17 protein-coding genes are annotated in these 24,620 nt (G+C 65.1%); 11 read left to right on the top strand and 6 right to left on the bottom strand.

Annotation, left to right across the window (positions count from 1 at the left end):
• Positions 1-862 precede the first annotated feature (862 nt).
• Complete coding sequence (locus AABA86_RS21795) at positions 863-2,251, top strand: MFS transporter (protein ID WP_338308391.1); 1,389 nt, start codon at positions 863-865, stop codon at positions 2,249-2,251.
• Positions 2,252-2,286: 35 nt separating this feature from the next.
• On the opposite strand, the gene AABA86_RS21800 is transcribed toward AABA86_RS21795, so the two are convergent.
• Positions 2,287-4,482, bottom strand: a complete 2,196-nt coding sequence (locus AABA86_RS21800) for a hypothetical protein (RefSeq protein WP_338308392.1) — start codon at positions 4,480-4,482, stop codon at positions 2,287-2,289.
• A gap of 264 nt (positions 4,483-4,746) precedes the next feature.
• A complete protein-coding gene (locus AABA86_RS21805) occupies positions 4,747-6,363 on the bottom strand; it encodes a B12-binding domain-containing radical SAM protein (RefSeq protein WP_338308393.1) in 1,617 nt (538 codons plus the stop codon).
• Between the two features lie 332 nt (positions 6,364-6,695).
• Between AABA86_RS21805 and AABA86_RS21810 the strand changes: the two genes are divergently transcribed.
• The 7 genes from AABA86_RS21810 to soxA all read left to right on the top strand — a co-directional run bounded on the left by AABA86_RS21810 (position 6,696) and on the right by soxA (position 12,875).
• The gene (locus tag AABA86_RS21810) at positions 6,696-7,145 is read left to right on the top strand and encodes a (2Fe-2S)-binding protein (protein WP_212247830.1); all 450 of its coding nucleotides are present in this window, start codon (positions 6,696-6,698) and stop codon (positions 7,143-7,145) included.
• Between the two features lie 11 nt (positions 7,146-7,156).
• A complete protein-coding gene (locus AABA86_RS21815; RefSeq protein ID WP_338308394.1) occupies positions 7,157-9,343 on the top strand; it encodes a xanthine dehydrogenase family protein molybdopterin-binding subunit in 2,187 nt (728 codons plus the stop codon).
• A gap of 54 nt (positions 9,344-9,397) precedes the next feature.
• Complete coding sequence (locus tag AABA86_RS21820) at positions 9,398-10,669, top strand: NAD(P)/FAD-dependent oxidoreductase (RefSeq protein WP_338308395.1); 1,272 nt, start codon at positions 9,398-9,400, stop codon at positions 10,667-10,669.
• 195 nt (positions 10,670-10,864) lie between these two features.
• Positions 10,865-11,305: a sulfur oxidation c-type cytochrome SoxX gene (gene soxX / locus AABA86_RS21825; RefSeq protein ID WP_338308526.1), complete on the top strand. Its 441-nt coding sequence runs from the start codon at positions 10,865-10,867 to the stop codon at positions 11,303-11,305.
• Positions 11,306-11,314: 9 nt separating this feature from the next.
• A complete protein-coding gene (locus tag AABA86_RS21830; RefSeq protein ID WP_212247825.1) occupies positions 11,315-11,782 on the top strand; it encodes a SoxY-related AACIE arm protein in 468 nt (155 codons plus the stop codon).
• On the top strand, positions 11,782-12,099 hold the full coding sequence (soxZ, locus tag AABA86_RS21835; RefSeq protein WP_338308396.1) for a thiosulfate oxidation carrier complex protein SoxZ: 318 nt from the start codon (positions 11,782-11,784) through the stop codon (positions 12,097-12,099). The genes AABA86_RS21830 and soxZ overlap by 1 nt, the downstream gene beginning before the upstream one ends.
• Positions 12,096-12,875, top strand: a complete 780-nt coding sequence (soxA, locus tag AABA86_RS21840; protein ID WP_338308397.1) for a sulfur oxidation c-type cytochrome SoxA — start codon at positions 12,096-12,098, stop codon at positions 12,873-12,875. The genes soxZ and soxA overlap by 4 nt, the downstream gene beginning before the upstream one ends.
• A gap of 102 nt (positions 12,876-12,977) precedes the next feature.
• Here soxA and AABA86_RS21845 read toward each other — a convergent pair whose 3' ends face one another.
• Complete coding sequence (locus tag AABA86_RS21845) at positions 12,978-14,540, bottom strand: hypothetical protein (RefSeq protein ID WP_338308398.1); 1,563 nt, start codon at positions 14,538-14,540, stop codon at positions 12,978-12,980.
• A 261-nt stretch (positions 14,541-14,801) separates the two neighbouring features.
• On the opposite strand from AABA86_RS21845, the gene AABA86_RS21850 reads away from it, so the two are divergent.
• Positions 14,802-15,806, top strand: a complete 1,005-nt coding sequence (locus AABA86_RS21850; protein ID WP_338308399.1) for a helix-turn-helix domain-containing protein — start codon at positions 14,802-14,804, stop codon at positions 15,804-15,806.
• Positions 15,807-15,884: 78 nt separating this feature from the next.
• On the opposite strand, the gene AABA86_RS21855 is transcribed toward AABA86_RS21850, so the two are convergent.
• Positions 15,885-17,552 (bottom strand): regulator, encoded by a 1,668-nt coding sequence (locus AABA86_RS21855; protein ID WP_338308400.1) that lies wholly within the window; start codon positions 17,550-17,552, stop codon positions 15,885-15,887.
• A gap of 10 nt (positions 17,553-17,562) precedes the next feature.
• Entirely contained in the window at positions 17,563-18,261 is a 699-nt protein-coding gene (locus AABA86_RS21860; RefSeq protein ID WP_338308401.1) for a cysteine hydrolase family protein, read from the bottom strand.
• Positions 18,262-18,678: 417 nt separating this feature from the next.
• Here AABA86_RS21860 and AABA86_RS21865 point away from each other — a divergent pair, with 417 nt between their 5' ends.
• Positions 18,679-19,959 (top strand): glycoside hydrolase family 75 protein, encoded by a 1,281-nt coding sequence (locus AABA86_RS21865; RefSeq protein WP_338308402.1) that lies wholly within the window; start codon positions 18,679-18,681, stop codon positions 19,957-19,959.
• Positions 19,960-19,965: 6 nt separating this feature from the next.
• On the opposite strand, the gene AABA86_RS21870 is transcribed toward AABA86_RS21865, so the two are convergent.
• Positions 19,966-20,919: a hypothetical protein gene (locus tag AABA86_RS21870; protein WP_338308403.1), complete on the bottom strand. Its 954-nt coding sequence runs from the start codon at positions 20,917-20,919 to the stop codon at positions 19,966-19,968.
• A gap of 166 nt (positions 20,920-21,085) precedes the next feature.
• Here AABA86_RS21870 and AABA86_RS21875 point away from each other — a divergent pair, with 166 nt between their 5' ends.
• Positions 21,086-24,562, top strand: coding sequence for an indolepyruvate ferredoxin oxidoreductase family protein (locus tag AABA86_RS21875; RefSeq protein ID WP_338308404.1), 3,477 nt, complete (start codon positions 21,086-21,088; stop codon positions 24,560-24,562).
• The last annotated feature ends 58 nt before the right edge of the window (positions 24,563-24,620 follow it).

Here is a 24,620-nt window from a genome sequence, read left to right on the forward strand (position 1 = left end):
GGTATGAGGGCGTCAAATCAGGCGCGTTTGCTTCCTGTTGGCATCGTCTTCATTGCGCAGTCGGGTACGTTGCCGTCCACGGTAAACCAAAGCTCGTACATCGTATGGAATATGGGCAGGGCACGGCGAACATGCGAAGCTGACGGCGTTTTCGCAGCGTCTCGGAGCTGAGGAGTGACCGATGCGCCTTGCATTGCCCTATTTGGGAATTGGCGTCTGCTTGTCTCTTGCGACCTGGCTGGCGCTGGGGCTTGTGTTTGAGTGACGGTTTTCCACCACGAGCGTTGATCTCCACGTCACTTATTCCGCCGGCTTCTTACCAGCCGTCTTGCCGCGACCTCGCGCAATCCATCGTTCGGGACGACCCGATCTCCCGGCGCGATCTCCGCCTGTTCACGCTGCTAGACCCGCCTGACGGTGTAGCTGAACGCCGATTTCGTCAGCGTGGCCTCGCCTGCTAAGGCAACACAGTGCAGGAGGCGCCGGCAACAATGTCGGCGACAGCGCGCCGAGCATCTCCCTTGCCTTCAAAGGCGGCCAATCGTGCTCGTGAGAGGCGCGCGTCCACATGCTTGCCGGGTGTCGTCAGCATAACGTGCTTGCCGGTGTTTTGCCCGACGTGTCGTCGTCGCAACGGCGGATGTCGTCCCGTTGCCGATTGAAAACCCCTTATTGATCAAGCCCATCTCTACTGTGCATGGGGTTGTTTTCGCACTTTTTGCCGGAGCCAGCAGCCGCGGGCGGTGCGCATACACAGCATGCACGCGTGTGTCTGTGGCAGGCGGCGCGGGCGTAGTACATGCCGAAAGACCCTTTCGGCCACGCCGCCGAAGCAACGCGCTGAGGCAATGACACCAAGGCAATGACAATCACGTTACCTTCCGCCGCGCGCGAGCACGACCACACCATCTCCGACGGCCTCCCCGCCACGCAGCGGCGCTGGGCGATTGCCGCGATCTTCACCGCGCTGGCGATGGCCTCGCTGGACACCGCGATCGCCAATATCGCCCTGCCCGCCATTGCCGCCGATCTGCATGTCAGCCCCGAGCAGTCGGTCTGGGTGGTCAACGTCTACCAGATCGCGCTGGTGACGACGCTGCTGCCACTGGGCGCGCTCGGCGAGATCGTCGGGCACCAGCGCATTTATCTCGGCGGCCTCATCCTGTTCACCATCGCCTCGCTGCTCTGCGCGGTGGCGTGGTCGCTGGACAGCCTGCTGGTCGCCCGCACGTTGCAGGGGCTGGGTGCCAGCGGCATCATGAGCGTCAACACGGCGCTGGTGCGCTTCGTCTATCCCGGCCGGATGCTGGGCCGCGGTTTTGGCCACAACGCGCTGGTGGTCGCGACCGCCTTCACATTCGGGCCCACGATTGCCTCCGCCATCCTGGCGATCGGCCCTTGGCCGTGGCTGTTCGCCGTCAACATCCCGTTCGGCCTCGTCGCGATCGGCATCGGCTTTGCGATGCTGCCGAAGACGCCGCGTGCCGATCACGGGTTCGACTTTCTCGGCGCGATCCTGGCGTCGGCCTGCCTCGGCCTGTTCATCACCGGCATCGGCAGTGCCGCGCATAATCTGTCGCCGGTCGTCGTGGGCATCGAGTTGGTGACGGCCCTCGCGCTCGGCGTCATCCTGACGCGCCGCCACGCCGACCACCCGGCGCCGATGCTGCCGATCGATCTGTTCAGCCGGCCGATGTTCGCGCTGTCGGCCGCGACCGCGGTGTGCTCCTTCGCCGTGCAGGGCCTCGCCTTCGTCTCGCTGCCGTTCTATTTCGAGGACGTGCTCGGCCGCTCGCAGGTCGAGACCGGCTTCTTCATGACACCATGGCCACTGGTGGTCGGCATCATGGCGCCGATCGCGGGACGCCTGTCCGACCGCCACGCGGTTGGCCTGCTCGGCGGCATCGGCCTGGTGCTGCTCGGCCTCGGCATGGCGCTGCTCGCGACGCTTCCGGCCAACCCCGCCATTGCCGACATCATCTGGCGGATGGTGATCTGCGGCATGGGCTTCGGCTTCTTCCAGGCGCCGAACATGAAGGCGGTGATGTCGAGCGCGCCGCCGCATCGCAGCGGCAGCGCCTCGGGCATCGTCGCGACCGCGCGCCTGACGGGACAGACAACGGGCGCGGCCCTCGCGGCGCTCTGCTTCGCGCTCGCCGGCCACGACGGCGCAACCGTCGCGCTGGCGCTCGGCGCCGGCTTTGCCGCGCTCGGCAGCGTGATGAGCTTCCTGCGGCTGGCGGTGAAGTAGACCGAACGCGTTCGCGCGCCTCACTCGGCCGGCCTTCACGGAGCCTTCTGCGCGATGGGACGGCTCACGATGGCCGCGGCATCGAGCGGCTCGCATTTGATCGTCCGCGTCAGCCTTGGCGGGCCCTTCCAGCCCGCGGTCTCGCTCAGAGGCGCGAACGTGCCCCCTTGCGGCGTCAGGATGATCGGCTCCGACTTCAGGCAGAGATCGGGAAATGCGAGGCCATGGCCGCCGCCTTGGCTGAACCGCCCAACCAGCATCTGGGAAGCCTGCATCCGCGTCGCCGGCGAGGCCCGCATCGTGCGGTCGGGATCGAACGCGCGGTAGCACGGCCAATCGGTGTGGTTCGCTTCGAACTCATAGACGATCCGGCAAGCCGCGCCAGCCGATTTCACGAATGGCGCATCGGGCGGCGCGACCGCATCGCGTTCGAAAACCAGGGTCTGCAGCGTCAACACTTCGGTCGTCGCGCGGGACACGTCGGGTTTGCCCGGTTCGACCGCTATCTCCCCCCGCGAGAACACCAGCTTGGTCCTCGGTCGCGCCTCCCTGGTCTCCAGCACCAGCACGGGTCTCTCCGCCCACGAGCGGTCCAGCTCCACGTCACCATTGCCCATCGTCAGCCGCGCATTGCCAACGGAGGGGTTGTCCCTGGCGAAATCGATCGTGCGAAGGTGCACGCTCGACTTCGTCGCCTCGAGGCTCAGGAATCGCAGATCGTCCGCCTTGCGCGTGATCGGCATCATCGGATCGAAGCGATCGTCGATGTTGAACCGGACGATCTTCTTCAGCTTGGCCGCAAGAGGCCCCTTGGCGGCGAGCGGCGCCGCAACGTCGATCACGAGCAGGGCACCGTCGGGCGAAAAGCTATTGCCGAAGGCGCGCTGCCAGGCGGCGGTCAGCAGCGAGTCCGTCCGCTGATCGATGTCCCGCGCGACATAGATCTGCTGTCCGGCGCGAACCAGCGGAAAGTTCTGAAATGCGCCGAGCGCCGCGCCTTTGCGAACTTCCGGTTCAGGGAAGGTGACGCATTTGGACTTGTCGTCGCCTCCGGACTCCTCGACCTTCCTGGACGCAGAGCGGGAGCAGAAGCTCAGATGCTGCTCTTTTGTCTTCTGTGCGCTGATCGACGTCGCGTAGATCAGATCCGGACTTCCGGGCACTTCCATCGGAATCGGAGAGGTCGCGAACATGTCGACCTCCACCCTGCTGAGCGACGGGCCCGCATCGACCGAGCAGAGATCCCGGGCCGGCAGGGTATTGGTGAGAAGGCGCGCCGCATCGGCGCCAACGATACAGGACATGCTGTCCTGCGGGTTGTTCCGGCTCATCCAGATCAGATGGTCCCTGCCCGCTCCATCGACCAGGAGATGCGGCGCCGCGTGCCGGCGGCGCGGCGGCAACCAGACCGGCATGGTCTCGGACAGCATGGGCTCGCGCTTGAGCAGCGCCTCCGGCAACCGCGTCACGCCGACCGAGCGCAATTCGGCGCTGACGGCGTTGGGATCGGTCGTCCATTCGAGAACGGGAACGCTTGCGCAGGTGATGCAGGTCACCGCAAGATTGGAGCGGACGTTCTCGAACATGAGAATGACCTGATCGGGGTCGCTGCCATATTTGGCCGGCGCTGCCGTCTTGAACGGATGATTGACCACACGGCTGACCAGAAATCCGTTCGACCGCGACGGGTCCGAATCGAATTCGAAATAGGTCGATCGGTCCCAACCGCGATAGGCGTCGTATCCGCCGAGGCTCACGCCTGCCAGAACCATCTTGGAGTCGGTCTGACAGCGCGCCGCGCTGCTCTCCTGGCTGCCGTTTCGTATGTAGAGACAGAGTCGAAAAGCCGCGTTCTGCAGAATGCGGTCGCAATCGTTCTGGTTATAGCCATAGGTCGCAAGGCCATGGCGATAGCACAGGTCGTGAAAGACGCACGCCTGCCTGAAGCGCTGCAGGACGAGATGGCGCTTCTGGTTGGAATCCCTGCCGCCGTCGAAGAATATGTTGGCCCAGCGCGGCAGGCTGCAGTTCAGGCCCTCGCCGCTGCCACCGATGGTACTGACGACGTCCGGCCCCGATTGAAAGGCCGTGACGGTGGCGGGCATCTCACCGTCGGTGATGTCGTCGACGTTCTTGTAGATGGAATCGGCGATGAAGGAAGGCAGATACGCGAAGACCAGCACCGCCACGACAATCAGCGCAACCGACCAGCCGATCACCTTCCTGAACATGGCCCAACCCCGCTAAAGCTCTTCCGGCAATGACGTCGGTCGCAATGGCAGACGAGCACTGAGCCTCGCGGGCCAATTCAAATGCCCGCGCGGAACGTCCAGACGCCGAAATCGCAGCAAGCCCGGTGTCGTCCTGATGACGATCAGCTTGAGGTTGTCCTGCTGTCAAGCCGGGATCTCACACATGACAGCCAGTTTGATTGCCGACGCCACACCGGGCAGCGCATCAAAGCGTCGTGGGCGGTTCCATCACGCCCCCGGATGTCAGCCCAGATGTCGAGCCTCGGTCGCGCCCGCAGCCACGGTTGGATTCGGCATATGCTCGTCCAGCGCCGCCAGGCGCGCGTCAATGGCGGCGATGACCTTGCGCGAGAACGGTCCGAGATGGGCATAGGCTGCGATCATCTGGACCGCAATGCGCGCCGATGAGGTGTCGCGCTTGGCGCAGTTCATGAAGGTCTGCCACAGCGGCCCGCGCGCTTCAGGAAGCGCGGAGACGACACGATGCACGGTCTCCATCGCGCCGAGCTTGGCGCGGATATCCCCTTCCGCGAGTTCGTGGCGCTGCCGCGAACGGTCGAGCAGCGTCATCAAGCGGTCGACGCGTCCTGCATAGGCGGCCGGGCTGTAGACGCGCTCCAGCACGCGCTTGTAGTCCATCAGGATGTCGCGCAGCGGGCGCACCGGATCGAAATTGATCCCGGCCGTGCACTGATCGGCGCCGATGGTCGGCGCCACATCGTGGCCCGCATGGAGCCGGCCTTCGCGCTCCAGGCGGCGCGTCAGCTGCGTGTTCGGCAAGGCATAGAGCAGTCCGACCATGCTGACGGGAATCGCCGCCTCCTCGATGAAGTCGATCATGGCGTCTGCCATGGAGACCTTCTCATTGTCGAAGCCGACGATGAAACCCGCGGTGACGAGCATGCCGGCGGCGTAGATCTTGTGGATGCTCTCGGCGATGTTGCGCCGCGTGTTCTGCTTCTTCCGCATGGCGACGAGCGTCGCCGGATCCGGACTTTCGATGCCAACGAAGATGCCGAAGAAGTTGGCCGAACCCATCAGCTCCAGCAATTCCGGATCGTCGGCGAGATTGATCGAGGCCTCGGTGGAGAGTTCGAAGGGATAGCCGTGGGTACGCTGCCATTCTGCGAGTTGCGGCAGGAATTGCCGCAGCGACTTCTTGTTGCCGATGAAATTGTCGTCGACGAAGTCGAGATGGCCGCGGTAGCCCATCTGATAGAGCTTCTCGAGCTCGACGAACATCTGCTCGATCGTCTTGGTCCGCGGCACGCGGCCATAGAGCTCGATGATGTCGCAGAACTCGCAGGTGAAGGGACAGCCGCGCGAATATTGCACACCGAGATAGAGATAGTCGTCGAACTTGAGCAAGTCGAAACGCGGCACCGGCGTCTTGGTCACGTCCGCCTGGAATTTCGGTGCGGTGAAAACGCCGGACCGCGTGCCACCCTCCCAGGCCGCAATGAATTCATCAATGACGCTCTCGGCCTCGCCGAGCACCCGGAAGTCGGCCCGCTCATAGATGTGGGGGCTTGAAGTCGGATCGGGACCGCCCACGACCACTGGCTTGCCGGCCGCGCGGCAGATTTCGATCAGGCGCAGCGTGTCGGCCTGCTGCGGCATCATCCCGCCGGTGAAGACGACGTCGGCCCAGGCGAGATCCTCGTCGTTGAAGGGCGCCGTATTGCAATCGATCAGCCGGACCGTCCAGCTTTCGGGCAGCATCGCAGCCACGGTGATCAGACCCAAGGGAGCTGCAGGGCGCTTTACGCCCAAGACCTTGCAGGATTCACCAAAGGTCCAGAAGGACTCTGCCGAGAACAGCGGGTACAACATCAGCACGTTAGGACTCGGCACGTTCATTGGAACTCCTTCTCGCGTCGGCGCAGTGTACCAAAGCGCCTGCGTCTTGTACCCCGGCAAAAGGGACAAACTGTCGCCGCGGCCTCGATCAGCCCTGGAACCCGCATTCACAGCTCGGCGTCGCCTCAGACCCATGAATTGGCGCCCGCGGAGGTCGATCGAATCGACCATGATGGGGGTGAGACAAAACACCGCTCACTCCACAATCTTCCCCCGGGAGGCCTAATTCTTCGCATTTCACCCCTCGGACTGTTGATTTGAACAGTTCCAGTTTGCCGGACACATTGCGCCCGTGAGTTCAATCGGTGGATTGGGCCAATCAGGGGACTGCGATGGCAAACCTAACAATCAACGGAAAAACCTTCACCCTCGACGTCGAGCCGGATACGCCGTTGCTCTGGGCGATCCGCGAGAATGCCGGCCTGACCGGCACGAAATACGGTTGCGGCATTGCACAATGCGGCGCCTGCACCGTCCACATCGAAGGCGTCGCCACCCGCTCCTGCGGCGTCTCGGTGAGCGAAGCCCAGGGCAAGAAGATCACCACCATCGAGGGGCTCGCCTCCGGCGACACGCTGCACAAGGTGCAGGAGGCCTGGATTGCCCAGGACGTGCCGCAATGCGGCTATTGCCAGAGCGGCATGATCATGGCGGTGGCGGCGCTGCTGAGCGAGAAGCCGAAGCCGACCGACGCCGACATCGACGAGGCCATCACCAACATCTGCCGCTGCGGCACCTTCCAGCAGGTGCGCGAAGCGATCCACACGATCGCCAGCGCGTAAGGAGCCGCCCCATGAACAAGCACGTTTCCCCCAAGATGAATCGTCGTGCCTTCGTCATCGGCAGCGCCACGCTGGGCGCCGGCCTCGCCATCGGCCTCGACATCCCCTTCGGCGGCCCCGCCGTGGTCCGCGCCGCCGACGGCTCGCCCGAAATCGGCGCCTGGGTCGTGGTCAGACCCGACGACACCGTCGTGATTCGCATCGCCCGCTCCGAGATGGGCCAGGGCTCGCTCACCGGTCTCGCCCAGCTCGTCGCCGAGGAGCTCGAATGCGACTGGACCAAGGTCACGACCGAATATCCGACACCCGGCCAGAGCGTTGCCCGCAAGCGCGTCTGGGGCGATTTCTCGACCGGCGGCAGCCGCGGCATCCGCTCCTCGCAGGACTACGTCCGCAAGGGCGGCGCCACCGCGCGCGTGATGCTGATCCAGGCCGCCGCCGACGCATGGAAGGTGCCAGCCTCCGAATGCGCGGCCGCGAACAGCGTCATCACCCATACGCCATCGGGCCGGACCACGACTTACGCCAAGGTCGCCGAGGCCGCAGCCAAGCTGTCGCCGCCGGCGGACGTCAAGCTGAAGGATCCGAAGGACTGGAAGCTGATCGGCAAGGGCGTGAAGCGGCTCGACACCGCCGACAAGACCACCGGCGCCATGATCTACGGCGCCGACGTGAAGCTGCCGGGCATGCTGAACGCCGCGATCAAGGACTGCCCCGTGTTCGGCGGCAAGCTGAAGAGCTTTGACGAAGCCAAGATCGCCGGCATGAAAGGCGTGAAGAAGGTCATCAAGGTCGGCGATACCGCGGTCGCGGTCGTTGCCGACACCTGGTGGCACGCCAAGACCGCGCTGGATGCGCTGCCGATCGTCTGGGACGAGGGCGACAACGCAAAAGTCTCGAGCGAGACGATTGCCAAGTGGCTGGCCGAGGGCCTCGATAACAACCAGCCGGCCTATGTCGGCAACAAGAACGGCGACGCCAAGGCCGCGATTGCGAGTGCGGCGAAGAAGGTCGAGGCCGTCTACTCCTATCCCTACCAGAACCACGCCACGATGGAGCCGATGAACGCCACCGCGCTCTATACGTCGGACAAATGCGAGGTCTGGTGCGGCACGCAGAATGGCGAGGCTGCGTTTGCGGCGGTGCTGGAAGCTTCCGGCCTGCCGGCCGACAAGTGCGACGTGCACAAGGTGATGTTAGGGGGCGGCTTCGGCCGGCGCGGCCAGACCGACTATGTCCGCCAGGCCGTGATGATCGCCAAAGAGATGCCGGGCACGCCGGTCAAGCTGTTGTGGTCGCGCGAAGAGGACATGGCGCACGGCCGGTATCATCCGATCACCCAGTGCAAGATGACCGGCGCGTTCGATGCCGACAACAACCTGGTCGCGCTGCACTACCGCCTGTCCGGGCAGTCGATCCTGTTCTCGCTGCGCCCCGAAGCGCTGCAGAACGGCATGGATCCGGCCGCCTTCCAGGGCGTCGCCCAATCCGGCGAGGCCGCGTTCGGCTATTCGGTGCCGAACCTGCTGGTCGAGCACGCGATGCGCAACCCGCACGTCCCGCCGGGCTTCTGGCGCGGCGTCAACGTCAATCACAACGCGATCTACATGGAGTGCTTCATGGACGAGCTGGCCCAGGCCGCAGGCCAGGACCCGCTCGAATTCCGCCGCAAGCTGATGGGCAATCACCCCAAGCATCTGGCGGTGCTCAATGCCGTCGCCGAGAAGATCGGCTGGACCACGCCGGCGCCGCAGGGCGTCTATCGCGGCATCGCGCAGGTCATGGGCTACGGCAGCTATGTCGCCGGCGCCGCCGAAATCTCGGTGACCGACGGCAGCAAGATCAAGGTGCATCGCATCGTCGCCTCCACCGATCCCGGCTACGTCGTCAACCCGGCGCAGGTGGAGCGGCAGATCGCGGGCTCCTTCGTCTATGGCCTCTCCGCACTGTTCTACGGCGGCTGCACCGTCAAGGACGGCAAGATCGAGCAAACCAACTTCGACACCTACAACTCGATGCGCATCAACGAGATGCCGAAGGTGGAATCGGTGATGGTGCCGAGCGGCGGGTTCTGGGGCGGTGTCGGCGAGCCCACCATCGGCGTTGCCGCGCCAGCCGTGCTCAATGCGTACTTCGCAGCGACGGGCAAGCGCATCCGCTCGGTGCCGCTGCGGAATCAGAACATCACCTTCGCCTAAGAGACGCGCTGCGGCGGCCACGACGGCCGCCGCAGCATTTTCCGGATGATATCCATGAATGTGCCGGTGACACGGCGAAATGCCGTCCTCGGCATCACCGCGGCAGCCGCAACGCTGGCGCGGCCATCGATTTTGCGCGCGCGGTCTGCGGGCCTCGTGGTCGTCGTCGGCGGCGGCTTTGGCGGCGCGGCCTGCGCGCGAGCATTGAAGCGAGCCAATGCGTCACTCGACGTCTCGCTGATCGACGCGAACAGGGTGTTCACCGCCTGCCCGTTCAGCAACGAAGTGATCGCGGGTCTACGCGACATCCAACTCCAACAATTCAGCTATGACAAGCTCGCCGCCGACGGCGTCTTTGTCGTCGGCGAGACCGCGACGAGGATCGACCCGCAGCAACAAAGCGTCACTGTAGAGGACAGCACCTCGTTCTTTTACGATCGCCTCGTGCTCTCGCCCGGTATCGACTTCCACTTCGAGGCCCTGCCCGGCTACGACGAGGCTGCGTCGGAAAAGATGCCGCACGCCTGGAAGGCCGGCGCGCAGACCCTTTTGCTACGCAAGCAATTGGAGGCAATGGCTGACGGCGGCACGGTCGCCATTGCGATCCCGGCCAATCCCTCGCGCTGCCCACCGGCGCCTTATGAGCGCGCCAGCCTGATCGCGCATTACCTGAAGACGAACAAGCCACGGTCAAAAGTGCTGATCCTCGACGCCAAGGACAGTTTCTCCCAGCAGCGGCTGTTCGAGAAGGCGTGGAAGGAGCTCTACGGCGACATGATCGAGCGCGTCGCGCTGTCGCAAGGCGGCCGCGTCACCTCGGTCGATCCTGCTACGAGGACCATCATCACCGAGTTCGGCAACTACACGCCCGATGTCGCCAATGTCATTCCGCCGCAGCGTGCGGGGCGTATCGCCGCGATCGCGGGCGCTACGGATGCGACCGGCTGGTGCCCGATCGATCCTGTGACCTTCGAGTCGAAGCTCGTCAAGAACATCCACGTCATCGGCGATGCCTGCCTCGGCGGCGGCATTCCCAAATCGGCATCCGCCGCGAGTGCGCAAGGCAAGGCTTGTGCCGCCGCGATCGTCGCTTCGCTCGCGGGCCGAACACCCGAGACGCCACGGTTGACCGGCGTCTGCTACAACACTGTCGCGCCCGGCTACGGCTTTTCGCTTGCCGGCAATTACCAGCCCAAGGGCGACATCTTCGCCGAGGTCGACGGCGGCGCCACGAGCCCCGTCGATGCGCCGCGCGAGCTGCGCGCGCGCGAGGCCGCCGAAGCGAAACGCTGGTTTCAAACCATCACGGCGGACACCTTTGGCTAGATCATGACGAGACGAAGCCACCGCTACGACCACAGTGCGCCCCCTCCCCCGCCAGCGGGGGAGGGTCGGGGAGAGGGTGTCTCGACAACGAAGACTCACCCAGAGGAAAGAACCCTCACCCGGCGCTGCGCGCCGACCTCTCCCGCAAGCGGGAGAGGTAAGTGGAGTTCGCGGCGACCTCGATCATTACGTCCAATACCCGCGATTGCCGCATTCATCGTAGCGAGCCTTGCCCTCTCCTCGCATACCAAGGCAGACGAACTCGTCCCTTACAAGATTGTCGGCGACGGCATTCCAGCCTCACTCACCGGCTCTCCCGGCGATGCCACGCGCGGGCGCGCGCTGGTGCTGGCGCGCACCACGACCTGCATCCTCTGCCATTCCGGCCCCTTCCCGGAAACGCGATTCCAGGGCGATCTCGCACCTGACCTCACAGGCGCCGGGAACCGCTGGTCGGCGAGCCAGTTGCGGCTTCGGCTGATCGATGCGGCGCGCTTCAACGCACAGACCATCATGCCGTCCTATTTTCGCAATGACGACCTCGTGCGAGTCGGACGCAATTTTGCCGGCAAGCCGATCTTGTCGGCCGCGGAGATCGAGGACATCGTGGCTTTTCTTGCAACGCTTCGCGACTAAGGATTGTTCATGCCAACCACGCGACGACAATTTTTGAGCCTCGCCGGAGGCGTGACGGCCGTCGGGACGCTTCCGATCGTCACGCTGCGGCCGCTTCACGCGACGCCTGCGATGCTCAACACTGCGATCCGCAACGTCGTCGGCGAAGCGCCAATTCGCACCGGCAGGGTGAAGCTCGACATTCCGCCGCTGGTCGAGAACGGAAACACCGTGCCGATGACGGTGAGCGTCGCGAGCCCGATGACGGCTGATGATCACGTCAAGAGCATCCACGTCTTCAACGAGAAGAACCCGCAGCCGAACATCGGCAATTTCTATCTCAACCCCTCCTCGGGCCGCGCCCAGGTCTCGACCCGTATCCGCCTCGCTGACACCCAGAAGGTGGTCGCGATCGCGCGCCTGTCCGACGACACGTTCTGGCAGGTCGCCGTTGATGTCGTCGTGACGCTGGCCGCCTGCACCGAAGAGATGAACTGATGGCCGCGCTTATCAACGTTCCCGCGAAGGCCAGGCGTGGCGACGTCATCGAGATCCGCACGCTGACCTCGCACATCATGGAAACAGGCTTCCGCCACACCGTGGATGGCAAGCTGGTGCCGCGCGACATCATCACGAGCTTCACCTGCCGCTACAACGGCGCCGAGATCTTTCGCGCCGACCTCTTTCCGGCGATCGCCGCGAATCCCTACTTGTCCTTCTTCACCGTGGCCAAGGAGAGCGGCAAGTTCGAGTTCGAATGGATCGGCGACAACGGCTATGCGTCCATCGCATCGGCATCGATCACCGTCGAATGAGCGTTTGGCGCGCGATAGCAGCGGCGGCCTTGTTCGCCGCGGCCCCTGCCCTGCTCGCCGGCGAAATCCCGCCCGATGCGCGCCGGTCCGGCTACTCCTTCATGGGCCCGGACACGCGCGCCATGCAGGATGACGACACCTCCAATCCCGGCATGCTGTTCGTGCTCGATGGCGAACAGCTGTGGGGCAAGAAGACCGGCAGCGCGGAGAAGTCCTGCGCCGACTGCCATGGCGAGGCGCGCAGCAGCATGAAGGGCGTCGCCGCACGCTATCCCGCCATCGACAAGACGCTCGGTCACCCCGTCACGCTCGACCAGCGCATCAATCTCTGCCGCGCCAATCATCAGCAGGCCTCACCACTGCCCTACGAGAGCCGCGACCTCCTGGCGCTGTCCGCTTTCGTCGCCCACCAATCGCGCGGTATCGCGATCACCGCTGGCGACGATCCGCAAGCAAAGCCCTTCGTGGAGCAAGGCCGCGAACTCTTCATGCAGCGCGAGGGCCAGCTCAACCTCGCCTGCACCAATTGCCACGACGACAATTTCGACAGACGCCTCGCGGGTGCGCCGATCACGCAAGCGCAGCCGACCGGCTATCCACTCTACCGCCTGGAATGGCAGACGCTGGGTTCGCTGGAGCGGCGGCTGCGCAGCTGCATGAGCGGCGTCCGTGCCCAGGCCTATGATTACGGCTCGCCCGAGCTGGTCGCGCTCGAGCTCTATCTGATGTCGCGGGCGCGCGGCCTGCCGATGGAGACGCCGGCCGTGCGGCCCTGATCCGATCCGCGAAGCCGAGGGCGATGGTTGCGCCTCCGCGCGCACGGGCGCGCAAGCTACGATGAGAAGCATACCTACGGTCAATCGTGGGATACCATGCACTCACCATCCCACGCGCAGGCCAACGCGTCCGCCGGCGACCCGCTGGTCGGGTCCATAGCCGATTCCACCGTTGAACTGCATGTTCCGATTGAGGCGGAGTGCCGCATTGAGCGCAAGACCATTGGCCCGCTCGAAGGTGCCGTAGTTCATCGTCACGGCGAAGGTCTCGTCCGGTAACAGCGTCGGCACGCCGGCCATGGCAAAGGCCATGGCGACGCCGCTGGTCGCCTTGCTGGTCCGGCTGCTGAGGTCGTCGAGACGGCCGTTGATGCTGGCGAGCTGTGCATTGATGGCGCTGAGATCACCCGTCGAAGCCAGGCCGAGATTGGCGAGCGTGGTGGTCGCGAGATTGCCGGCGCCGTCGGACGTCACGAGCTGCGTCGCGCCACTTTGCGCGGCCTTGCTCGCAGACGAGGTGACGCCGGCCATGGTGTAGGTGTTGCCCGCCGTGCCGAACGTCTGCTGATTGGCGCGCGTCGCCGTGGCGCCGTTGCCGAAGGCGGCAGAATTGGCGAAGCCGGCGCTGGTATTGTTGCCGACGGCGACGGCGTTCGCGCCCGCGACCGATACGCTGTTGCCGATCGCAACGGCGCCTGTCCCGGTCACGGTCGCCGTGTTCGCCATCACCAGCGCATTGGGCGCGTTGACGGCGTTGCCGGAGCCGAACACCGAGGAGCCTGCTGCGCTCGCGGTGCCGGCCACCGCGTTGTTGGAGCCGACGACGTTGACGTTGTCGCCCCGGCCGATCTGGTTGGTGCCGTTGATCGTGTTGTTGTCGCCCAGCACGAAGCTGCCATTGCCGTTCAGCGTATTGGGGTCGCCGATGGCGTAGCTGCCATTGCCGCGCACGGTCTGACCGGTGCCGAACGCACCGCTGCTCGTGCCGGTGACGTTGTTGAGCGCACCGACCGCGGTGCTGTTCGCGCCGGTCACCACGCTGTTGGTGCCGACGGCCGTTCCATTCGCGCTGCCCGCATTGACGACCGCCCACGAGCCGACCGCCACCGAACTGTCGGCATACGCATAGCTGTCCATACCGTAGGCCGAGCTGGACAGGCCGGTCGCCGTGCTCCGGCCACCGGACGCGGTTGCGAAGTCCCCCGAGGCCTGGGAGCTGGCCCCCACCGCCGTGGAGAACCAGCCCCCTGCACTGCTATTTGAGCCAACGGCTACGGCTTGATCGCCGCTCGCGCTGCTCACATAGCCGTATGCGGCGCTCTGGTAGCCACTTGCCGCGCTCTGCGCCCCGATGGCGGAGGTGTACTGACCGAGCGCGTGGGCGCCATACCCCACCGCGGTTGTTTGCACGCTGGTCGCCTGGCTCGAGGCGCCGACGGCGACGCCGAAATCGCCAGAGGCATTGCTGGACGCACCATAGGCGGAGCTGGATACGCCGCCGGCCGCACTGCCGCTGCCGCACGCCGTACTTGTGGCAGAGCCTGCGCCTGCGCCGCCGGTGCTGTTGCTGGCATCGACGCAGACGAACTGCGCTTGTGCGGATGGCATATCGAGCAAGGCGCCGAGCACGATCGCCGCGACCGCACAGATCGAGGCTGGCAGCATTCGGCGCCGCGCCGCACCTCTCCCCGTTCGTCCCGCCCTCTCGCTGGCCCGCCCATCGGCCAACCGCGCCACAAAACCCGTCCCCCGCGCCTTCATCGCCCTACCTTCACGTCATTGCAAATTGTCCGGGCCGCGAAACACGCACGGCTGGCCCGCGCGCGATAATATGAATATTCATGTCCGGAGACTGCGGTTCGACGGCGTGGAAACTTGCCTGATCGTCCCAATTTGCAGACCAACTGCCGAAGGGAGCGGCCTGGCATGACGAAAATTCCGTATCTGCGCTTCGATACAGCGGAGCTGCCTGCCGCCGAGCGGCTCGACCGCTACCGCGCGATTCTCACGCATTACGAGGTGTCGGTCCCCGAGGGCACGGCCGGCGACGATTTCGAGGTTCTGGCCGAGGCCTGGCTGCTGGGCGGCCTGGTGGCCGCATCCACGCGGATGGGGCCGGTGCGCTTCACCCGCTCCGCCGCGCTGGCGAAGGCCGATGGCCGCAACTCATTCGCGCTGCTGCTGCTCCGTCGCGGCGCCTGGAGCGGCGAGGTCGACGGCGAGCCGATCTCCGCCGGCCCCGGCCAGGTGCTGGTGCTCGACCTGACCCGGCCCTTCGATGGTGTCGCCACGGCGACCGACACGATCAGCCTCGACGTCGAGCGCGATGCAATCGTCAGCGCCGCGCCCGATGGGCTCGACCTGCACGGGCTCGTCCTCGACGGCGCCGCCGGCCGGGTGCTGGCCGATCAGATGGGGCTGCTACGACGACGGCTTCCGGCGATGGGGGAGAACGAGGCGCCCGAAGCGGTCCGGACGACGCTTGGACTGCTGCGCGGATGTTTTGGCATGGCCGCGCAGCCGCGCGAGCAAGGGCTCGCCCGGCGCGACATCGCCATCCTTCATCGCGCCAGCCGTTTCATCGACCAAAATCTCGGTCATCCCGATCTCTCGGTGGCAACCATCTGCCGCGAGATCGGCGTGTCCCGCTCGGTGCTCTATCGCGTCTTCACGCCGCTGGCGGGCGTCGCCGATTACATCCGCGGACGGCGGCTCGAGGCGATCCACGTACTGCTCGAAGACGCAGGCGAAGAGCGCTGGAATGCAGAGATCGCCGCTGAATTCGGCTTCGTGAGCCAGGCCCATTTCAGCCGCAGCTTCCGGCAACGCTTCGGCTACTCGCCGCGCACAGCGCGTGACTCCCGCGATCTTGCAGCCGCCGTCGCAGCTGGCCCGGAACTCTTCCGCGAGTGGATCAACCAGCTGGGTTGACTTGCCCTGGCGTGCGGTTCGAAAGGAAACGGCCGGTCAGCATGACGCCGCCCGGCCGCAGTCTCTGCTTTCCTTCTCCTACTCCGCCGGCGCGGCCGACATCTCCGGATGCGCGGCATAGTGTTCGCTGGCGCCGAGCTTGCTGGCCGCGAACAGGCCGGCGGCCATCGCGGCATAGGCCAGCGCGACGGCGGGCGTGACACCGAATCCGCCGCCGATGCCGACGGCCTCGCCATGCATGAAGCCGAAATAGGTCAGGACCGCACCGACCAGCGCGAAGCCTGATGCCTTCTCGAAGTCGCGCTCGATGATGAAGACGCCGATCGCGCCCAGGATGAGGCCACCGAGGATGGAGCCGCCGCCCATCACCTCCAGCCCGTGGTAGAACACGCCCTGCTGCGGCAGCGCGGCGATCGCGGCAGCCTTCACCGCGTCCGCCTTGTCGGCGGCCATGCCGCCGACGGTTGCCGCCGCATTCATGGTCGAGCCGAGCATCGTGTCGATCTGCAGCTTGGCCCAGGCGGCCAGATGCGGCGTCAGCGCCAGCACGATCGCGGGGGCGTGCTTGACCGGCGTGGTCTGGAACGCCTGCGCGCCGATCAGCATGCCGATATAGAGCAGGATGGGCGAGATCGCGACCACAGGCACCAGCGCCAGCAGCACCGAGATGATGCCGAACCAGGCCAGCACGATCACCATAATGCCGGTTGCCGCCGAGTAGCCGATGCGGCCGCCCATCGCCTTCCAGCCGGGATGGCCGATATAGACGGCGTTGATGAAGGGATTGCCCATCAGGCAACCGATCAGGCTGACGACGCCATCGGCCGTGAGCACCCGCGTGGTCGGATATTCGTCGCCGGCGGCTTCCGCGCTCTCGACATTGTCCATGGCTTCGACGAGGTCATAGATGCCGAACGGAATGGCGGTGACCAGGATGATGCCGAGGAATTCGAAGCCGGAAAAGACGTAGCCTACGGCGGGGAGCGGCACCGAGAAGCCGAAATTGGCAAAGGCATCGCCGACACCCTTGACGCTTAGTCCACCGAGACCGAGCCCGAACAGGTTCGAGCCCCATGCGATGATCATGCCGACGGCGATGGCGACGAGGCCTGCGGGAATGCCGCGCGGATATTTCACGCCGCCAAACCAGCTCACCAGGATGATGGCGAAGCAGACGAGGCCGATCTGCGGCGTCATGTACATTTCCAGCGCCGGCCGCATCGAGATGAAGGTGACGGAGACGCCGGCAAGGGTGCCGAGCAGCGCCGCGCGCGGCGTGATCTTGCGAATGAACGGCGCAATGAAGCCGCCGATCATGAGAATGAAGCTCTGGAAGAACACCCAGACCAGGCCGGCCGACCAGCCCTTGAGCGGATCACCGGTTTTCAGCGTGATCGGCAGCATGATCACGAAGGTGACGATGAACATGTGCGGCACGCTGACGCCCGAGGGCAGCGCGCAGACGTCGTTGCGGCCGGTCTTCTGTGCCAGACGATAGGCGAGGTAGGCGTAGTAGAAGGTCGAGAGGCACATCATCAGCCCGAGCGCTGGGAGGATGCGGCCGAACACCAGACTGTCCGGCATCTTCAAGACGAAGCGCAGCAGGCCCGTGAGCACCAGCATGTTGACGAGGATGTTGGTGCCGAAGCCGAAAAACGCGTTCCAGTCGCCCGATGTCCATAGTGCCGGCTTGAACTCAGACGTATTGAACTCAGACTTGCCGGTCGTCCCCGTCAATGTGCTCATGACAATACCCCTATGTGGTCGAAACCTTCATTGCCTCCAGAACCGCGGCCGAGGTTGCGACCCAGCCGAAGATGCCGCCCTGGGCCTTGATCATCTTCAGGCCCATCTCGTGAAACTCGGGGAAGTAGGACGCGCAGCCGTCCGACATGACGACGCAGCGGTAGCCGCGGTCATTGGCCTCGCGCACCGTGGTGTTGACGCACACTTCGGTGGTGACGCCGCACACCAGCAGATTCTCGATGCCGTATTTCTCCAGCACGTCACCGAGCTCGGTGGCGTAGAACGCGCCCTTGCCGGGCTTGTCGATCACGATCTCGCTGTCGAGCGGATAGAGTTCGGGAATGATGTCGTGGCCCGCTTCGCCGCGGATGAGGATGCGCCCCATCGGGCCGGGATCGCCGATGCGAAGGCTCGGCGCGCCGCGCTCGACTTTCGCCGGCGGCGCGTCGGAGAGATCGGGCAGATGGCCCTCGCGGGTGTGGATCACCAGCATGCCGGTGTCGCGCGCCGCCGCCAACATCGCGCCGATCGGCTTCACCGCGCGCGCAAGCTGGCTGACGTCGTTGCCGAGCGTCTCGCCGAAGCCGCCGGGCTCCATGAAGTCGCGCTGCATGTCGATGATGAGAAGCGCGGTGCTCGGCCAGTCGAGCTTGATCGGCTCGGGCTCGGCGTTGATGACGCCCAATGTCGGCTTGCTCGAGTCCAGCATGACGCCCGCCCCTCGCGAGAACTTCTTTGCCGGAGTTCTGCAAGCGGCGTGCCATTGTGTACAATTTCAGTCGCGCGCAGGTTGCGAGCGAATTCGCTGCATGCTCAGAAGGTTAGGAAGAGAACCGACGCCTGCTTATTCCCTGTGCGACGGCTTTGCGAGGTGCATTTGCTCAAAGGATGAGCGGCGCGACCTCTCCCGCCGCCATGCCGGGGCTGACGGCACGCTTTGGCCTTCGCGCTTGGGCGGGCACGTCGTCTCCCCCGGAATGACGGGACGATAAGGCCGAGACCTGACCTCGCACTTCGCCACTTGGCAGATTTGTCCGTCCCACTTTTTCTTCATCCTGATCTTGCACCGTCCTGCAGATTCGGTAGCATTTTCGGATTGCGCAACATTTGATTGTGGAGTTTTCCGATGGCTATTTCGCTGGGCGACCTCGTCCCGGAATTCCGCTCGCTGGTCAGCGAGCTGCTTCAAGCCTGTGCCGCAAACGACGTCACCATGGTTCCGACCGAAAGCGTCAGAACCCCCGCGCAGCAGGCGCGTTATTGGCGGCAATCGCGTTCGATCATTGAGATCAACAACGCGATCGCGATGCTCCGGCAAAGCGGCGCCTCGTATCTTGCGGACGTGCTGGAATCGGTCGGCCCTCAGAACGGAGACGAGGTGACCAAGGTCCTTCCGGGCAACAGTTGGCATCAATGGGGGGAGGCCATCGACTGCTTCTGGGAGGTCGACGGGAGAGCCGAGTGGTCGACGACCAGGAAGATCAACGGCGTCAACGGCTATCAGGTCTATGCCCAGGAAGCGAAGAGGCTTGGCCTGACGGCGGGCCTGCTTTGGCCGCGGTTCAAGGATGCGCCGCATGTTCAACTTCGCTCCGATGACAATCCCATCTCGTCCGGCCTGACCTGGCCGAAGATCGATCAAACCATGCGCGAGCGCTTTGGCGGCGCGCCGGCCGTCGCCAATTTTGGCGTCGAAATGCAGGGGATCGTGCCAGCGCATGACCCCATACGGCTCGCCTATAGCGCGCCCGAAGGCTGGCAGGTCTACGAGACGACCGATGTTTGCGCCGCCGTCTTCCGCGGCAGGTTCGCGGTCGATGCAGATGGCGCGCCGAAGGCCTATCACCAGAACAACGCCGTCGCGCTCGATTTCCTCGCGAACGCGGGACGGCCTGGAAATTGGTGGGCGCTCGTGACCGATGCGCGCGGCGCTCCCAGGATTCAGGACAATGCGGATCCGGCGCCCGGCTATTTTGTCTCAACGACATCGCTGACCAACCCGGGCTTCCCTGCCGATCGACCCAGCCATTACGTCGATGCAAGCACCATCCCGTTCCTGGTCCTGCCCGGTGGCCGCTTCCGGCAATTCACCTCAGTCAAGGTGTTGCGGCTTGGCGACCTCGGGGTCGCCTACAACAAGCTGAACGGCAAGCTCTGCTTCTGTCAGTTTGCCGAGACGGGCCCAGCCGACAAGATCGGCGAAGGCTCGATCGCGCTGGCTTCCAGCCTCGGCATCACTGCCGACCCCAAACGGGGCGGCCTCGGGACCAGGGACGTGATCTGGGCGGCGTTCGCCGGTTCAGGCGTGGGCCGGGGAATGTCCGTGGCGGAGATCAATGCGACGGCACAGCCCATCTTCGAACAATGGGGCGGAATGGCGCGCATGCGGTCTTACGAACAGCTTTGACGTAACCTAGCGCCCGGCCCCATACAGCTGCCGATACTCTTCCGCGTACGGCGCATAGGAGTCCTTCATCGTCGCCATGTTCAGCAGCATGGTGGCGACCACCGTACTCGCCTTGTCGAACACACGCGTCCTGGCCCAGGCGCTTTCGGTGCGGCGGCTGCCGGAGAGGGCGACCACCTCGCGCTCGACCGCGTACTCCTCGTCCACGAAGAGCGGCCCCTTCACCAGCCGGATCTCCTGATCGGCGAACAGGCCGACGGCCGGGCCCTTGGCCGGGAGCGGATCATCCTTCGAGCGGTACTGAAACAGCACGCTCAGCATCTCCATCGGGATGATCGGTCTGCCCCAGGGATTGTCGGCGCCGGAATAGTATGGCGAGCTTTCGGTAATGACCGCGAGCTTCTGCCGCAGCGAGAAGGGATAAAGGTCGCCCATGGTCTGATCGAACGCCATGCGGACCGTCTGCCGCCTGCCGGTCTGCGCCACCTTGACGTCGCGCAGAATGACGGGATCGGCGAGCGGCTTGAGCTCGGCGAGGCGCGCCTCCAGCGCAGTCGCTGCGTGCGGTTCGCCGACGGAGGCCGTGCCGCGCAGCACCTCGGTGCCATCGCGCTTGACCATTTGGATTTGGCACTGGCTTGTCCCGGGCAGTGGCTTCGACAGGATCGCCTGCACCTCCTCGCCCTCATAGCAGACGCTGCGATAATGCGCGGAGAGGCAGCCGGTCTCGAACCAGGCGCGTCCCCACAGCTGCGCGCCGAGCGGGGCGAACTGGCTGAAATGCGTCGGGCCTTCGATGGTGCCGCCCTTGAAGCCGAGCTTCTGCGCGGTGGCGTCGTCGTGAATGGACGCGTGCGCGTCGTAGGTTTGCGCTTGCAGCATCTGACGCGGCTGGCGCCACGGTCCGATCAGGGCCTCGGCCGTCTCGGTGATTTCGGTCTCGAACACGTTTGCAGCCATTGGTCTCCTCCACAGACAGCCATGACTAGCAGGAGCGCCACGGATGCGGCCAGCGATATTGACTTCGCCGGCCCATGCTCTTGACTGCGAGCTTCCGCTCCGCAAAGCCGCGAGCCTCCCGCGGCGCAAAATCCCTCGCCGGACCAGGACAACAAGGATCCCCGACATGACGCTGTTGCAGGTCGAGCTGGACGATAAATACCGGCTCGAATCGAAGCGGATCTTCCTGTCCGGCACACAGGCTCTGGTTCGCTTGCCGATGTTGCAGCGCGAACGCGACCGGCTCCAGGGACTCAACACCGGCGGCTTCATCTCCGGGTATCGCGGCTCCCCGCTCGGCATGTACGACCACGCGTTGTGGCGCGCGAAGTCACACCTTCAGCAGCACGACATCGCCTTCGTCCCAGGCCTGAACGAAGATCTGGCGGCCACCGCAGTCTGGGGCAGCCAGCAGGTCGGCCTGTTTCCCGGCGCCAAGGTCGATGGCGTGTTCGGCATCTGGTACGGCAAGGGCCCCGGCGTCGACCGCTCGGTCGATGCGCTCAAGCATGCCAATGCCGCCGGCACCTCGCTCAATGGCGGCGTGCTGGCGCTGGCCGGTGACGACCATGGGTGCCAGTCCTCGACGCTGGCGCATCAGAGCGAGCAGGTGTTCGCGGCGGCGCTGATCCCCGTGATCAATCCCGCGACGCTGCAGGACTACCTCGATCTCGGCCTCTACGGCTTCGCGCTGTCGCGCTTCTCCGGCTGCTGGGTCGGATTCAAGGCGATCAGCGAGACCGTGGAAAGTTCGGCGTCGATCGACAGCGACCCTGAACGCATCAAGATCGTGCTGCCCGAGGATTTCGAGATGCCGCCCGGCGGCCTCAACATCCGCTGGCCCGATCCGCCGCTGGATGCCGAGAGGCGCCTGTTCGGCCCGAAGATGGCCGCGGTGCAGGCCTTCGCCCGCGCCAACCAGCTCGACCGCATCGTGCTCGATTCCAAGCCGGCGCGGCTCGGCATCGTCGCCACCGGCAAAGCCTATCTCGATCTGCGCCAGGCATTGGCCGATCTCGGCATGACCGACAAGGACGCGCAGGATCTCGGTCTGCGCATCTACAAGGTCGCACTGACCTGGCCGCTGGAGGAAACCGGCGCGAAGCGTTTCGCCGAGGGCCTTCAGGATATTCTCGTGGTCGAGGAAAAGCGCGGCTTCATCGAAGACCAGTTGATGCGCATCCTCTACAACATCGATGCCTCCAGGCGCCCGACGATCACGGGCAAGCGCGACGAGCGCGGCGCGCCGCTGTTGCCAAGCGAGGGCGAGCTGACGCCGACCATCGTCGCCGCCGCGCTGGTGGCACGCTTGCGCAAGCTCGGCCATCACAGCCCGGTGCTGGAGCAGCGCCTCGCCCGGCTCGAGGCGTTCGACCATCCGGTCACCGCCAGCTCGCAGATCAAGCTCGCACGCACGCCGTTCTTCTGCTCGGGCTGCCCGCACAACACCTCGACGCGCGTGCCCGAAGGCAGCCGCGCCATGGCTGGCATCGGCTGCCACGGCATGGCCCTGAGCATGCCGACCCGCCGCACCGATCTGATCTCGCATATGGGCGCCGAGGGCGTGAACTGGATCGGCCAGTCGCCCTTCACGAGCGAGAAGCACATCTTCCAGAATCTCGGCGACGGCACCTACACCCATTCCGGGCTTCTCGCCCTTCGCGCGGCATCGGCCGCCGGCATCAACATCACCTACAAGATCCTCTACAACGACGCCGTCGCGATGACCGGCGGCCAGCCCGCCGAAGGCGCCTTCAATGTCGCGCAGATCGCGCATCAGGTCTGGGCCGAGGGCGTCAAGCGTCTTGCAATCGTCTCGGACGATCCGAGCAAGTACCCGCAAGCAAACTACTTCCCGCAAGGCGCGACTATCCACCATCGCCGCGAGCTCGATGCCGTCCAGCGCGAGCTGCGCGACATCAAGGGCCTCACCGTCGTGATCTACGACCAGACCTGCGCCGCGGAAAAGCGCCGCCGCCGCAAGCGCGGGCTCTATCCCGATCCGGCCAAGCGCGCCTTCATCAACGAGCTGGTCTGCGAGGGCTGCGGCGATTGCTCGCAAGCCTCCAACTGCGTCTCGGTGCAACCGCTGGAGACCGAATTCGGCCGCAAGCGCCAGATCGACCAGTCGAACTGCAACAAGGACTTTTCCTGCGTCGAGGGTTTTTGCCCGAGTTTCGTGACCGTGCACGGCGGCACCCTGAAGCGCATGAAGACTTCGGCCGTCGATTCAGGCCAGCTGTTCGCCGATTTGCCGCTGCCGCCCGCGCGCGAGCTGGACGTGCCCTACAATATCCTCGTCACCGGCATCGGCGGGACCGGCGTCATCACCATCGGCGCGCTGCTCGGCATGGCCGCCCATGTCGACGGCCGCGGCTGCTCGGCGCTCGACTTCACCGGCCTGTCGCAAAAGAACGGTGCCGTGATGAGCCATGTCCGCATCGCACGGAGACCCGAAGACATCTCCGCGGTCCGCATCACCACCGGCGGCGCCGACGTCATTCTCGGCTGCGACATGATCGTCTCGGCCGGCCCCTCCGCGCTCAGCCGCGCCGAACGTGGCGTGACCAGAGCCTACATCAACGCCGATTTGCAGCCGACCGCGAGCTTCGTGCAAAATCCCGATCTCGACTTCGAGATGGGCACGATGCAGACCGTGCTGCGCGACGCCGTCGGCGACAACAACCTCGATATCATCGATGCCACCGGCATTGCCGCCGCGCTGTTGGGCGACAGCATCGCGACCAACCCCTTCATGCTCGGCTTTGCCTTCCAGAAGGGCGCAATCCCGCTGTCGCTGGAAGCGCTGCTGCGCGCCATCGAAATCAACGGCGCCGCGATCGAGATGAACAAGCTCGCCTTCACCTGGGGACGCCTGGCCGCCCACGACATGTCGCGGGTGCGCAGCGTGCTCCAGTTCAAGAGCCGCGCCGCCGCTCCGACCAAGTCCCTCGACGACATCATCGCGACCCGCGCCGAGTTTTTGACGGGCTATCAGGACAAGGCGTACGCGGATCGCTATCTCGCGGCCGTCGCCAAGGTGCGCAAGGCGGAAACCTCCGCCTCTGCCGTGTCAATCGAGCTGACCGAGGCCGTCGCGAAGAACCTGTTCAAGCTGATGTCCTACAAGGATGAGTACGAGGTCGCGCGGCTCTACACCGACGGCAGCTTCGCGAAGAAGGTGTCGGAGAAGTTCGACGGCGACTTCAACCTGAAATACCACCTCGCTCCGCCGATCTTCGCTCGGCGCGACAAGACGACGGGCCGGCTGCAGAAGCAGGAGTTCGGCGGCTGGATGATCCATGCCTTCCGCGTTCTCGCCAAGCTCAAGTTCCTGCGCGGCGGTGCCTTCGATCCGTTCGGCCGCACCGAGGAGCGCCGGACGGAGCGGAAGTTGATGGCGGATTATCTGGCGATGATTGACCAGCGAATCGCCGGGCTGAAGGCGGAGCAACTCCCGCTGCTGGCACGGCTCGCAAGGGTGCCGGAAATCATCCGCGGATTCGGCCACGTCAAGGAAGCCAACGTCAAGCTCGCGGCAGCCGAGACGGCGCGGCTGGAAGCGGAGCTGGAGAACAGCCGATTTGCGGCGGCTGCGGAGTGACGGAGGAGGCAGGCGCGAGCCTCACACTTGCTGTCATCGCCCGGCTTGACCGGGCGAT

Source organism: Bradyrhizobium sp. TM233, from assembly GCF_036247965.1.
GTDB lineage: Bacteria > Pseudomonadota > Alphaproteobacteria > Rhizobiales > Xanthobacteraceae > Bradyrhizobium > Bradyrhizobium ottawaense.

Bases quoted from the DNA above. Each gene is read 5' to 3' on its own strand.
- AABA86_RS21795 (WP_338308391.1), top strand. From the start codon at position 863: ATGACAATCACGTTACCTTCCGCCGCGCGCGAGCACGACCACACCATC.
- AABA86_RS21800 (WP_338308392.1), bottom strand. From the start codon at position 4,482: ATGTTCAGGAAGGTGATCGGCTGGTCGGTTGCGCTGATTGTCGTGGCG.
- AABA86_RS21805 (WP_338308393.1), bottom strand. From the start codon at position 6,363: ATGAACGTGCCGAGTCCTAACGTGCTGATGTTGTACCCGCTGTTCTCG.
- AABA86_RS21810 (WP_212247830.1), top strand. From the start codon at position 6,696: ATGGCAAACCTAACAATCAACGGAAAAACCTTCACCCTCGACGTCGAG.
- AABA86_RS21815 (WP_338308394.1), top strand. From the start codon at position 7,157: ATGAACAAGCACGTTTCCCCCAAGATGAATCGTCGTGCCTTCGTCATC.
- AABA86_RS21820 (WP_338308395.1), top strand. From the start codon at position 9,398: ATGAATGTGCCGGTGACACGGCGAAATGCCGTCCTCGGCATCACCGCG.
- AABA86_RS21830 (WP_212247825.1), top strand. From the start codon at position 11,315: ATGCCAACCACGCGACGACAATTTTTGAGCCTCGCCGGAGGCGTGACG.
- soxZ (WP_338308396.1), top strand. From the start codon at position 11,782: ATGGCCGCGCTTATCAACGTTCCCGCGAAGGCCAGGCGTGGCGACGTC.
- soxA (WP_338308397.1), top strand. From the start codon at position 12,096: ATGAGCGTTTGGCGCGCGATAGCAGCGGCGGCCTTGTTCGCCGCGGCC.
- AABA86_RS21845 (WP_338308398.1), bottom strand. From the start codon at position 14,540: ATGCTGCCAGCCTCGATCTGTGCGGTCGCGGCGATCGTGCTCGGCGCC.
- AABA86_RS21850 (WP_338308399.1), top strand. From the start codon at position 14,802: ATGACGAAAATTCCGTATCTGCGCTTCGATACAGCGGAGCTGCCTGCC.
- AABA86_RS21855 (WP_338308400.1), bottom strand. From the start codon at position 17,552: ATGAGCACATTGACGGGGACGACCGGCAAGTCTGAGTTCAATACGTCT.
- AABA86_RS21860 (WP_338308401.1), bottom strand. From the start codon at position 18,261: ATGCTGGACTCGAGCAAGCCGACATTGGGCGTCATCAACGCCGAGCCC.
- AABA86_RS21865 (WP_338308402.1), top strand. From the start codon at position 18,679: ATGGCTATTTCGCTGGGCGACCTCGTCCCGGAATTCCGCTCGCTGGTC.
- AABA86_RS21870 (WP_338308403.1), bottom strand. From the start codon at position 20,919: ATGGCTGCAAACGTGTTCGAGACCGAAATCACCGAGACGGCCGAGGCC.
- AABA86_RS21875 (WP_338308404.1), top strand. From the start codon at position 21,086: ATGACGCTGTTGCAGGTCGAGCTGGACGATAAATACCGGCTCGAATCG.